Below are 10569 nucleotides of genomic sequence, written 5' to 3'. Positions count from 1 at the left end.
CGTCCTCCGCCCGGCTCGCGTGCAGCGTGCCCCCGACGGCCTCGTCGGGCTGGCCGAACGCGCCGAGGCCGTCGGGGGCACGCTGCACGCGAGCCGGGCGGAGGACGGGGGGTGGCGGCTGACGGCCGAGTTTCCGTTGCGCGGGGCTGTGGCAGGATCGCTCGCATGACCGAGGCCAATGCCGGTGCCGGCGCGAGTGGTTCGGGGAGACGTATCACGGTTCTGATCGCCGACGACCAGGAGATGGTGCGCACCGGATTCCGGTTGATCCTCCAACTCCAGCCCGACATCGAGGTGGTGGGCGAGGCGGCCGACGGTGCGGAGTGCGTGGAGCTGGCCAGACAGCTGCGGCCCGACGTGTGTCTCGTCGACATCCGGATGCCGAAACTCGACGGCCTGGAGGTGACCCGGCTGCTCGCGGGGCCGAAGGCCGTCGATCCGTTGCGCGTCGTGGTCGTGACCACCTTCGACCAGGACGACTACGTCTACGGGGCGTTGCACGGCGGCGCCTGCGGGTTCCTGCTGAAGGACGCGGGCCCCGGGCTGCTGGTGGAGGCCGTACGCGCTGCTTCGCGTGGTGACGCGCTGGTGTCGCCCGCCGTGACCGTACGGCTGTTGGAGCGGATCGGTGAGCAGCGGCCCGCGGCGGAGACCGCCCGGCGGGCCGAGGGGTCCTCAAGTCCCCTGACGGGACGGGAACTCGACGTGGTGCGGCTGGTCGCCGAAGGGCGGACCAATCAGGAGATCTGCGCGGAGCTGTTCGTGTCGCTCTCCACCGTCAAGACGCATATGGCCAGCGTTCAGGGCAAGTTGAAGCTGCGGAACCGGGTGGAGATCGCCGCCTGGGCGTGGCGGTGCGGCGTGGTCGGCGACCGCTGATCCGGCCGGTCGCCGTGCCCCGCGCCAACTGCCGCGCCACACCGCCTACTTCGTCAGGCCGTAGTCGAAACTCACGCGGTCGCCGTGCACTCCGGTGACGGAGATCAGCATCTTCTTGGTCTCGCCCTTGAAGACGGCGGTGCACGCCACGGTGTAGTCCATCTTCGCGCGCAGCCCGCTCGGGCAGCTCACGGACTGCGGGCCGTCCTGGACGAAGGGGATGGCGTAGTTCTCCTTGGCCTGCTTCTCGACCTCGGCGCGCGGCACCGTGTGGTCCGGACCGCTCGCGGTGGCGACCGACGCGTTGTCGAACACGTTCCATGCCACGACGACGCCGCCGGCCAGGACGGCGGCCGCGGCCAGGGCGATGACGATGCGCTTCATGCGGAGCTCCTCGATGCACGGTGCGGCCGGTCCTCACCGGCTGCTGTCCCCAGAGCTTCCTCCCGCACGGATACCCGCCGCCTCGGCCGGGCGGCCGGTTCCGGGACCGGGCCTCGGCCGGAAGTACGAGGGCCGTTCGGCGGTACCGGTGCTCGTCCTACAGGGGACGGAGAATCGCCGGAGTCACGCTGAGGAGTACGCTCGAAGTCACCGAGGGTATTCCGCGCACCGGCCTCCATGCCCGTGTCGTTTTCGGCGATCGATTACGCCGGGCCGGTCTCGACCGGCCCAGAGCAGGGTTCGCGTCATGACTGCGCCCGTTGCGCCTGTTGCCCCCGTTCCGTCCGCCCCCGCACTCCGTATGTCACTCGCTCCGCTCGGTTCCGCGCCCGCTCTGCTGGACGGGGCCTGGTGGCCCCGGTCCCGGGATCTGGGGGCGGAGCTGCCCTCGCTGGTCGCGGTGCTCGACTCGCTGTGGGGGCGGATCACGCGGGTCACGGTGAATCCCACGCACTGGCCGGCCGCCTTCCCGCGCAAGGTGCCGGTCGACGGGCACATCGTGAAGGTGGGCTGGTTCCTGGCCGAGCAGGATCCGCACCAGCTGCTGCTCCTGTCGTACCGCACGAGCCGCTGGGACCTGCTGGTCGTACCCCCTGAGACGGACCCCGCCACGGCGGCCTGGCTGATGACCGCCGCGAGCGATCCGTCGCGTACGTCGACCGGGAGTGAGCTGGTCGCCGAAGCGGCGAACACGCCGAGTGTCGTTACGACGCCCGCCTGAACGCGCGCGGTTCGGCCATCACCTGGTCGTGCAGGCGGGCGCAGGTGCTGGTGATCAGGCGGGAGACGTGCATCTGGGAGACACCGAGCCGCGCGCCGATGCGGGCCTGGGTCATCTCGCAGTAGAACCGCATGTAGAGGATCTCGCGCTCCCGCTCGGGCAGCGCCCGCAACAGGGGGCGCAGGGCCTCGCGGTTGACGATCAGGTCGAAGTCGGGCTCGATGTCACCGAGGGTGTCGGTCAGCGGGTGGCCGTCCGTGGGGTGGCCGGGTACGGCGTCCAGGGACCAGGCGGTGTAGGCCTCCAACGCCCCCTGGCCCAGCCGTACTTCGGTCTCCGTCAGCCCGGTGTGCGCGGCGATCTCGTGGACGGCGGAGATCGTCCCGCCCCGCGTGGCGCTCAACTCGTGGTCGGCGGACCGGACTTGACCGCGCAGCTCCTGCACCCGGCGCGGGACGTGGACGACCCAGAGCTCGTCACGGAAGTGCCGCTTCACCTCGCCGAGGATCGTCGGTATCGCGAAGCTGGGGAAGGCCGTACCGAGACTCGGGTCGAAGCGTGACACCGCCTTGACCAGGCCGAGTTGGGCGACCTGCGAGAGATCCTCGGCGGACTCGCCCCGGTGCCGGAAGCGCCGGGCCAGCCGTACGGCCATCGGCATCCACGCGCACACCACCTCCTGGCACAACGCGGCCCGCTCCGGGCCGTTCGGCAGTGCGGCGATACGGCGGAACGACTCGTCGGTGTCGGGGGAGTCGTCGTAAGTGCGCTTGGTGGTACGGGACTTGAGTGTGCGTTCGGCCTGCATGGAGACGTGCTCCCTCTTCGGTGGTGTCACTCACCGTGGGGTCGGCAGACCGCAGCACACAGGGGGAGCAGCGAACACCGCTCCCACGGGGGTGCCTCCGGTCCGAAGCACACCGGACGAGTGCCCGGGGGGACAGCTTTCAAACAGGCTTATTCGAACGGGTTTTCGTGATACCCGTACCGGAAGCCGGAGCCGAAGTTTTCGGGCTGTTTAGGTGCGGCGGGCCGGGCTACCCAGTGGGGGCGTCCGCCGGCCGTTCTGGACGAAGGCACCGGAGAGTTGGAACCACAGCTCCCGGTGCCGTCCTCATCCCGTACGGGCTACTGCCGGTCCGCCGCGTGGAGGCGGCGCAGTGCGCGGCGCAACTCCCGCTGGATGTCGACCGGAAGCGTCCTGTCCTCCGCCGTGGCCACCAGTGCCGCCGCCACGACCCGGAGCTTGATGTTGCAGTGCTGGGAAACGCCCACCAGCAGGTCCCAGGCCTTGTCGCCGGTGCACGGCGCGAGGGCCATCACCATGCCGCGTGCCTGGTCGATCACCGCCCGGGTCTCCAGGGCCAGCATCAACTGGGTGTTCTGGACGCGTAGTTGGACGAGTTCGGTCAACAGGGCGGTGTCGGGGGGAGGGGGAACGACCGTCAACAGGGGGCGTAGGGGCCGTTCTTCATGGGTTGTGGCCGGTTGGTGCGTGGTGCAGGGCGCGTGCCTCATGCCGCAGTCCTTCGACGCGGTGGTTGTGCCCGATGCGAAGCCGGGCGAACACCGCGCTCCCACCCTAGTCCTGCCCGGGGCTCAGCGGGTGGCGTCGGACTGGTTGCCGCGGCGCAGGGCGCGGGCGCACCAGCCGATGACCGAGGCGTTCACCAGCGCGCCGATAACGACGGCGATGATGAACATGGCCTTGCCGCCCGGCAGTACGAGGACCACGAGGCTGGCCGGGGCGGTCGCCAGGATCGGGACGACGCCCGCCATGGACTCGCCCGAGTCGTCCATGACGGTCACGACGACCGTCCAGATGACGATGGCCACGCAGACCCCGAGATAGCCGAGGGCGAAGGGGTTGCGGAGGTTCTGGCCGAGCCGGCGGAGGGGCGAGTCGGCGGCATCGGCGTCGGTACTGGGCATGGCTGTACTCCCAAGTGGCGTTGATCAAAGGGGTGTTGGTGGTCAGAGGTGGTCCGCGCCCGGTGGGTTCGGGCGCGTGATGCCGAGGTCGTAGGCGAGGATCGTGGCCTGGACGCGGTCGCGCAGGCCGAGTTTGCGGAGCAGGGCGTTGACATGGGACTTGACCGTGCCGACGGTGATGTCCAACTCCGCCGCGATCTCCGCGTTGTTGAGGCCCGAGGCGAGCAGGGCGAGGACGTTGCGCTGGCTGCCGGTGAGGCTCTCCAGCTCGCGCGGACCGTTCTCGGCGTCGGAACGGAAACCCGCGCCCGCGCCGGACGCGTAGTGGCCGATCAGCCTGCGGGTCGCGGACGGGGCCAGGACGCTCTCGCCGCTCGCCACCACCCTGATTCCTGCCAGGAGTTCGGAGGCGTGCACGTCCTTGAGGAGGAACCCGGAGGCTCCCGCGCGCAGGGCGTCGAAGACGTACGCGTCGAGGTCGAAGGTGGTCAGCACGAGGACGCGCGGCGCGTTCTCCCTGCCGGTGATGATCCGGGTGGCGGCGATGCCGTCCAGTTCGGGCATCCGTACGTCCATCACGACCACGTCCGGGGCGAGTTCGGCGGCCAGGACCACCGCGGTGGCGCCGTCGGCGGCCTCGCCCACGACCGTCATGTCGTCCTCGGCGTCGATCACGGCGGCGAAGCCCGCCCGGACGATGCCCTGGTCGTCGACGACCAGCACCCTGAGGCTCATCGTTCTCTCTCCTCGTCGTCCGGTGCCGTGAGCGGCAGCCGGAGGTGGACCGTGCCCGGTGGGCGGCCGGCCGTCAGGGTGCCGCCGAGCGGCGCGATCCTTGCCGTGAGGCGGGCCCGTACGGCGGTGTCGGTGGCGCGGGGTACGCCGGTGGCCGTGATCGTCAACGTACCGCCGTCCGCGTCGAGTTCGAGTACGGCGGGGTCGTTGTCGCCGGTCGCCAGCAGGGTTTCGGCGACGTGATATGCGGCGAGGTCCACTTCGGTGGGGAGCCGGTCCGGGACGCGGTCGGTGACGCGTATCTGTAGGTCCCGGCCGGTGGCTCGGCACTGGTGTGCCAGCAAGTCGAGGGCCTGGACGGTGGGTTGGGGGCGTAGGGCGGGGGTTGCTGTTTCGTCGGCGTCCCGGACTGCGTCCAGGAGCGCGCGCATTGCCGCGAGGGCCTCTCGGGCGCGGGTAGCTGTCGCGTCCAGGTGGCCTGCCTGTGCTTCTGTGATCATGTCTGCGGTGCGGGCCAGGACGGTGGTTTCCAGCCCTGCTGCGATGCGGCGGCGTTCTGCCCAGGCGTCTCCTACGGCTTCCTCTGTCCACGTGGCTAGTTGTTCTGATTGGGCGCCCTGGGTTGCCTTGTTGTGTTGGGCGATCAGGGATCCGGTGTAGTAGGCCGCGCCAATTGCCAGTGCAGCGGCGGTAGTTGCGGTCGTGGCCACTGCCCAGGTGGGGGTGGTTGTGCCTCGGTGCAGGATGGCGATCGTTAGGGCGGTGGTGTGTGCGGCTGTGGCTGCGATGGGGAAGACAGGGATAGGGGCCTGAGGTAGTCGGAAGGTGCGCGCCGGTGGGGGCTGGTCGCGCCCCGCGGCGGAGCCGCAAATCGATACAGCCCCGCGCCCCTTAAAAGCCGTCAGTGACACGCATGTTGCCAGGACGCTCAGAGTTGGTGGGAGCAGCACCGGGCCTGTGTAGTTGCCCACCGACATGGCCAGAGGCCACAGCAACGCCAGGCCGATCAAGGCCAGTTGGACAGTCCGCGGTGCTCTGCGCAGCCATAGCAGGGCTACCGCCTGGGTCGCTGCCAGCAAGGTGAACAGGACGCCCGCCGATACATGCGTGCTGGTGGATGTCGCATCCGCGCGGATGATCAGGACCGGTAGCAGGGGCTGGAAGCACAGGCCGATCGCGGCGACGACCTGGGCTGCGCGGTAGCTGCGTGGGACGACGTGTTCCACTGGCGCTGCCGTACGGCCGGGGAGGATTGCTCGTACCTCCCAACCGCCTTCCGGTGTCGGGCCGGTGGTCAGGGTGCCGCCTGTTTCTCGGGCCCGGGAGCGGAGGAAGCCCTGGCCTCGGCCGCCGCCCAGGCCCGCGCCGTGGGCCGGGGTGCCGGACGGCGGAGCCGCGCTGGTGACCGCGATGTCGGTGCGGGTGTCGCCGTAGCGGACGGTCACCGTCGTGTGGGCGCCGGGGGCGTGGCGGGCCACGTTGGTGAGGGCCTCGCGGACGATGCCGTAGGCCGCGTCCGCGACGGCGCCGTCGGGGAGGGGGTCGATCTCGAAGTCGACGGGTTGGTTGAGGCGGCGGAAGCCTGCGATCAGGGAGTGCAACCGCTCCTCGGGGGAGGGGAGTTCCTCGCGGGAAGGGGCCGGGGCGCGGACCGCGCCGAGTGCCCGGGTGACCTCGCGGCCCGTCTCGGTCGCGAACTCCAGTGCCTCGGCGGCGAGTTCGGGACGGCGTTCGCGCAGGCCGAGCGCGGCGCCGGCGGTGACGACCACGGCGGTCAGATGGTGGGCGCTGACGTCGTGCAACTCCCGTTCCATACGGCGCCGTTCGGCCGCCGGGAGCCGGTGGCGCTCGGTCTCGGCGCGGTTCAGGAGGAGTTCGGCGGCCTGGCGGGCGCGGCGGGTGCGGCGTACGGAGAAGCCCGCGCCGCACGCGGTGGCGTAGAGCAGGGTGATCAGGACCAGGTCGAGGCCGTTGTTGTCGCTGAGTCCGTGCAGGGTGATGTCCTGAAGGAACTGCCAGAGCGCGAGCGTGACCACGCACAGGACCGTGGTGAAGGTGTCGCGCTCGGCCGCCACCGTGAACAGGGCGAGCGCGACGCCCGCGGTGCCGAAGACGGCCATCGCCCCGGTGGGCAGCGGGCCGGCGCCCACCGCGCAGGCGGCGGCGACCACGATGAGCGTGATCACCGGACGGGTCCGGCGCAGGGCGAGCGCGGCCGTCACCGATCCCGCGACCAGCGCGGCCACAAGCAGGTCGGCCGCGGTCGGCACGGTGCCGCGCAGCAGCGGAGCCACCGGCCACACCAGGGCCTGGGCACAGATCAGCAGGACCGGGAGCAGCCGGTCGTCGGTTCGTTTCATGACACTCAAAGGCTATGGGCGCAGGTGAGGGGCCTGAGTCAGGCGGAAGGGGGATTACGGTCCCGCTCTTCTCTATCTCTGGTTCGACACGGCAACCGTTCTTGGGCCCGAGGACCGGGCGCCGTCCCGCTCCTAGGCTCGATCACATCGAGGCAAGCGGTCGACCACCGCCTCCCACACCATCCACATCACACAGGGGGATCTCCCATGTCCATGTCCAAGCGCGCCCTTCTCCTCTCCCTCGCCTCCGTCGCCGCGGTCGGCGGAGTCGTCGCCGGCGGGCTCGCCGCGTCCGCCGCCTCGGCGGCCCCCGAGAAGCCGGCCCTGTCGAACGGCTCGGCCCACTACACCGCCCCGTCCGCGAGCGGCGCCGGTTCCTTCACCTACACCGTGGACGTCAGTGACGACTCGGGCATCAGCGGCCTCAAGGTCGTTGCCTGGCCCGCGAGTTCGAAGCTGAAGCCGACCGCGGCGGACCTGCGCGACGTCGAGTCCGCCACGTGCAGGAGCACCTCGGACGACACCTCCCGCTGCACCTACACGTTCAAGGTGACCAAGAAGGAGGCGGCCGAGGCGGCCAAGGGCACCTGGTACGTCTCAGCGCTCGCCACCGCCAAGGACGGCGACACGGCGTTCGTGCCCAAGGCGGCCACCTTCGACATCGCCGGCTGACACCGGCACGCTGACGCCAGTACGCGGTCACTTGGGATACGGTGCCCCGTCTCGATCGAGACGGGGCACCGGCCGTTGTCGTAGAAGGCCATAGAGATTCACAGAAGGCCATAGAGGTTCGTAGAAGGCCACTGAAGTTCACAGAAGGCCGGAGAAGTTCGTGGAAGGTCGGAGAAGAGCATGGTCAACTCCCCTGCGGCAGGCGGAGGTTACTCCGGCACTCCGCTCGCCAAGAAGATCGGCGTCAAGCCCGGCCACCAGGTCCACCTGCACCACGCCGCCGCCTCCTGGACCGTCCCCGGACTCCCCGCCGACTGCGATGTCACCGCCGGTGGCCCCCGTGGCGCGGACGTCACCCTCGCCTTCTACCGGGAACGGCGGCAACTGGACGCGGAAGCGCCGGAGTTGGTGCTCGGCCTCGCCGACACCGCCATGCTCTGGATCGCCTGGCCCCGCAAGGCCGCCGGGCATGTCAGCGACATCGGCGAGAACGACCTGCGCGACCTCTTCCTTCCGCTCGGTGTCGTCGATGTGAAGGTCGCCGCGCTGGGGGACGACTGGTCGGGGCTGAAGTTCGTGCGCCGGAGGGAAAACCGGCAAAGCCCCAACAAAGGTCCCGCAAAATGAACGTGAGTCGGAGCAACCGGCCGATCTGAGGCAACATCTTGGTGAACGGGGAGTGCTGCGCGGTCAGGGCGCGGGCATCGCCGGATGGCCGGATGGAGCGAGAGACGTGCCGGATGGAGTGAGCGACGTGGTCGGACCGAGGATCGCCGTCGCCGTGGTGACCATGGGAAACCGGCCCGCCGAGGTCGACGCGCTCCTAGAGTCCGTGGCCAAGCAGGACCTCCCGCCCACTCGCATCGTGATCGTCGGAAACGGCTGCCGGCTCCCGGAGTTCACCGACCGGCTCTCCCTCCCCGGCGAGGTCACCACCATCGACCTCGACGAGAACCTCGGCTGCCCCGGCGGCCGCAACGTGGGCCTGGCCCGGCTCCGCGCGTTCGGTGACGTGGACGTCGTAGTGGAACTCGACGACGACGGACTGCTCGTCGACGCGGACGTGCTGCGCCGCGTACGCGATTTGTACGCGGCCGAACCGCGCCTGGGCATCGTCGGGTTCCGGATCGCCGACGAGCACGGGGAGACCCAGCGGCGCCATGTGCCGCGGGTCGGCGCGGGGGATCCGATGGAGGGCGGGTACGTCACCGGGTTCCTCGGCGGCGGGCACGCGCTGAGCATGGCGATGCTCGCCGAGACGGGGGACTGGCCGGCCGAGTTCTTCTTCGCGCACGAGGAGACCGACCTCGCCTGGCGGGCCGCCGACGCCGGCTGGAGCATCCTGTACGCCCCCGAGCTGCTCCTCCAGCACCCCAAGACCTCGCCCGCCCGGCACGCCATCTACTACCGGGTCACCGCCCGCAACCGCGTCTGGCTGGTCCGCCGCCGGCTCCCGCTCGCCCTGATCCCGGTCCACCTGGGCATCTGGACGCTGCTGACTCTCGTACGGACACGGTCGCTCGCCGGGCTGCGGGCGTGGTTCGGCGGGTTCGTGGAGGGTGTGCGCGAACCGGCGGGGGAGCGGCGGCCGATGCGGTGGCGGACGGTGTGGCGGCTGACGCGGCTGGGACGCCCGCCCGTCATCTGACCGGCCCGTAGTACTTCAGGGGTAGGCGGCGGACCCGTAATACCTGGGATGTAGGTGGCCGACCCGTAGTACCTCGGATGTAAGGGACGAGGGCCCCGGTCGTTCACCTCCGCCGACCGGGGCCCTCTCGCGTCCCCGGACCCGGCCGCGACGGCGACACTCCCCCGAGTTGCGCGTCGTACGCGCGCACCGTCGGGCCAGATCCGATGATGTGATCACATCAGGTCGCACCAACGAATCGCTAACATGTGGCCAATGGTGCGCACGATGCTCCTGGGCCGCGTGGCCTGAAGTCGCCGGACGGCGACGGGAGACGCCCGGTCCGGCAACGGATTCCGGCGTTCGGCGGCCGGGACAGGGTGGCGGGAAACCGCCGTGAACAGGGCGGATATCCGCCAAGGGGCACGGTCGCGAGAGGCTGTGCGGAAGGGTGACGGGTTCGGTGTGATGCGGTACGAGCTGCGGTTCGGACTGCTGGGCACGCCCGTCCTTTTCGACCCTGCCGACGATGATGCCGTGCACCCCGTCGGCAGCCCCAAGGTGCGGGTGCTGCTGGCCGCGCTGCTCCTGGAACCCGGCCGGGTGGTCTCCGTGGACGCCCTGAAGGACGCCCTGTGGGGCGGCTCACCGCCGGCGTCCGCACACGCCTCCCTGCACAACCACGTGACCCGCCTCCGCCGCCTCCTCGACGACCCCGACCGGTTGCGCGCGGTCCCGCCCGGATACGTACTCCGGGTCGACGAGGGCGAGTTGGACGTCCACGTCTTCGAGTCCCACGTCGCCACGGCCCGCACCGCGCACGCGGCGAAGGACTGGCCCGCCACGGTCCGCGCCTGCACGGCGGCCCTCGCCCTCTGGCGCGGCACCCCGCTCAGCGGCGTCCCCGCCGAACTCGGCGGCTACGCCTTCGCCCAGCGCCTGGCCGAGGCCCGCCTCCTCGTCCTCGAATGGTGCTACGACGCGGAGTTGGCCCTGGGCGGACCCCGACTCGGCGCCCTCGTCCCGGAGTTGGCCGCACTGGTCGCCGACCACCCCCTCCGCGAGTCCTACCACCGCCAGCTGATGCTCGCCCTCCACCGCACCGGCCGCCAGGCGGAGGCCCTCGCCGTCCACCGAGACCTCCGCAACCGTCTGATCGAGGAGCTGGGGATCGAGCCGGGGGCGGGCTGTCTCTTATA

Annotated in this window: 11 protein-coding genes and 1 pseudogene; 6 read left to right on the top strand and 6 right to left on the bottom strand. The window is 70.6% G+C overall.

Annotated features, from left to right (window positions below):
* Positions 1–165: 165 nt before the first annotated feature.
* Positions 166–879 (top strand): response regulator, encoded by a 714-nt coding sequence (locus AC31A1_RS37420; protein WP_489657566.1) that lies wholly within the window; start codon positions 166–168, stop codon positions 877–879.
* Positions 880–924: 45 nt separating this feature from the next.
* Here AC31A1_RS37420 and AC31A1_RS37415 read toward each other — a convergent pair whose 3' ends face one another.
* Positions 925–1263, bottom strand: a complete 339-nt coding sequence (locus AC31A1_RS37415; protein WP_366497555.1) for a DUF4333 domain-containing protein — start codon at positions 1261–1263, stop codon at positions 925–927.
* Positions 1264–1570: 307 nt separating this feature from the next.
* Here AC31A1_RS37415 and AC31A1_RS37410 point away from each other — a divergent pair.
* Positions 1571–2011 (top strand): annotated as a pseudogene (locus AC31A1_RS37410) (DUF5994 family protein); the annotation flags it as partial.
* Positions 2012–2027: 16 nt separating this feature from the next.
* On the opposite strand, the gene AC31A1_RS37405 reads toward AC31A1_RS37410, so the two are convergent.
* The 5 genes from AC31A1_RS37405 to AC31A1_RS37385 all read right to left on the bottom strand — a co-directional run bounded on the left by AC31A1_RS37405 (position 2028) and on the right by AC31A1_RS37385 (position 7071).
* Positions 2028–2852 (bottom strand): SigB/SigF/SigG family RNA polymerase sigma factor, encoded by an 825-nt coding sequence (locus AC31A1_RS37405; RefSeq protein WP_489657565.1) that lies wholly within the window; start codon positions 2850–2852, stop codon positions 2028–2030.
* 320 nt (positions 2853–3172) lie between these two features.
* Complete coding sequence (locus AC31A1_RS37400; protein WP_489657564.1) at positions 3173–3457, bottom strand: ANTAR domain-containing protein; 285 nt, start codon at positions 3455–3457, stop codon at positions 3173–3175.
* A 186-nt stretch (positions 3458–3643) separates the two neighbouring features.
* Positions 3644–3976 (bottom strand): SCO4225 family membrane protein, encoded by a 333-nt coding sequence (locus AC31A1_RS37395; protein WP_489657563.1) that lies wholly within the window; start codon positions 3974–3976, stop codon positions 3644–3646.
* Between the two features lie 42 nt (positions 3977–4018).
* Positions 4019–4711: a response regulator gene (locus tag AC31A1_RS37390; RefSeq protein WP_489657562.1), complete on the bottom strand. Its 693-nt coding sequence runs from the start codon at positions 4709–4711 to the stop codon at positions 4019–4021.
* The gene (locus tag AC31A1_RS37385) at positions 4708–7071 is read right to left on the bottom strand and encodes a histidine kinase (RefSeq protein ID WP_489657561.1); all 2364 of its coding nucleotides are present in this window, start codon (positions 7069–7071) and stop codon (positions 4708–4710) included. Before AC31A1_RS37385 ends, AC31A1_RS37390 begins: the two co-directional genes overlap by 4 nt.
* 207 nt (positions 7072–7278) lie before the next feature.
* Between AC31A1_RS37385 and AC31A1_RS37380 the strand changes: the two genes are divergently transcribed.
* From AC31A1_RS37380 to AC31A1_RS37365, 4 genes are all read left to right on the top strand, one after another.
* Positions 7279–7743, top strand: coding sequence for a DUF5707 domain-containing protein (locus AC31A1_RS37380; protein ID WP_489657560.1), 465 nt, complete (start codon positions 7279–7281; stop codon positions 7741–7743).
* A 180-nt stretch (positions 7744–7923) separates the two neighbouring features.
* Complete coding sequence (locus AC31A1_RS37375) at positions 7924–8370, top strand: DUF3052 domain-containing protein (RefSeq protein ID WP_489657559.1); 447 nt, start codon at positions 7924–7926, stop codon at positions 8368–8370.
* A gap of 127 nt (positions 8371–8497) precedes the next feature.
* Positions 8498–9391, top strand: coding sequence for a glycosyltransferase family 2 protein (locus AC31A1_RS37370; RefSeq protein WP_489657567.1), 894 nt, complete (start codon positions 8498–8500; stop codon positions 9389–9391).
* 447 nt (positions 9392–9838) lie between these two features.
* A partial coding sequence (locus tag AC31A1_RS37365; protein WP_489657558.1) for an AfsR/SARP family transcriptional regulator occupies positions 9839–10569 on the top strand: 731 nt, incomplete at its 3' end.

Source organism: Streptomyces sp. P5F9 (genome assembly GCF_057961495.1).
Note: the sequence above shows the minus strand (reverse complement) of the source record. Positions and strands in the feature narration are given on the sequence as shown.